This window comes from Nocardia barduliensis (genome assembly GCF_013315795.1).
GTDB lineage: Bacteria > Actinomycetota > Actinomycetes > Mycobacteriales > Mycobacteriaceae > Nocardia > Nocardia barduliensis.
Genome location: NZ_JABLTE010000285.1, coordinates 1 through 699 on the forward strand (window position 1 = coordinate 1; position 699 = coordinate 699).

1 protein-coding gene is annotated in these 699 nt (G+C 68.7%); it reads right to left on the bottom strand.

The features are described from left to right. A partial coding sequence (locus HOV91_RS39230) for a TraM recognition domain-containing protein (protein ID WP_174190204.1) occupies window positions 1-699 on the bottom strand: 699 nt, incomplete at both ends.

The window sequence follows — 699 nt, forward strand, 5'->3', positions numbered from 1 at the left end:
GGTGGTGAGGGTGAACGGTCGCGCGTTCTGTCCGTCCACGAGCAGGCGCGCGGCGGCGTGGAAGGCGTCCAGATGGGTCAGGTCGTGTTCGGACAGCCACGGGTCGGTGTGGCGCGCCAGATCACGTGCGTCGTCGGGACTCACGGCGAAGATGATTTTGTTGCGGGCGTTGGCCGAGATGCCGTCACGCAGCTCGCGGGAGAGCTGGCCGAGGTTCTGGTGCGCGAGCAGCAGCGACAAGCGCAGGCCGCGGGCTTCGGCGAGCATGTCCTCCACCGGGGTCGACAGGTTCAAGAAGTTCTGCGCCTCATCCAGCACGAGGGCGGCATCGGGCCGGTCGGCGGCCGGGACTCGGGCACGTGCCGTCACGGCCTGCCACGTTCGCGCGACCAGGAGCGAGCCGACGAGGCGGCTGGTCTCTTCTCCGAGTGAGCCTTTCGGTAACCGGGCCAGGCAGATTCCGCCGTGGTCGAGGATGTCGGCGAATTCGACGGTGGAGGGTCCGCCCGCGATGGCCGAGCGCACGAACGGCCGCAGCAGGAACGCGCGCAGTTTGTTCAACAGGGGGCCGGTCAACTGGGCGCGGCCGGTGTCGCTCAATGTTTCGTAGCTGTCCCAGAATTGGCGCAGGAGCGGGTCGGCAGTGGTGCGGGTGACGCGCTGACGGTAGGCGGGTTCGGTGAGCAGGCGGGGTAGGTC